Raw genomic sequence first — 275 nt, 5'->3', positions numbered from 1 at the left:
GTTCCAGTGGAAGTAGTGGACAATCGAAATGATGCTGAAAAATATACTCCAGAAGTAGAAAAAGAAGAAGTCAACTATGGAGGAACGATTGATTTAACGGATAATGTAACTAATCTTGAAGAGTTGCCGGAAGGCACGAAAGTGAACGATGTTACACCAGAAGGTGTCATTGATACAACTCAACCAGGTAAGTATGAAGGAACGATAGAAGTTACGTACCCAGATGGATCAAGTACAACGGTTAAGGTGCCAGTAACAGTTAAAGATAGAGTAGA

1 protein-coding gene is annotated in these 275 nt (G+C 39.6%); it reads left to right on the top strand.

Annotated features, from left to right (window positions below):
• On the top strand, window positions 1–275 hold a 275-nt coding region (locus DVW06_RS16950; protein ID WP_274543600.1), incomplete at both ends, for a Rib/alpha-like domain-containing protein.

The sequence above is a fragment of the Enterococcus sp. ARL09-542 genome, assembly GCF_005234805.1.
Classification (GTDB): Bacteria; Bacillota; Bacilli; order Lactobacillales; family Enterococcaceae; genus Enterococcus_D; species Enterococcus_D gallinarum.
The sequence above is the reverse complement of the archived record's forward strand: the minus strand, read 5'-3'. Positions and strand labels throughout refer to the sequence as shown.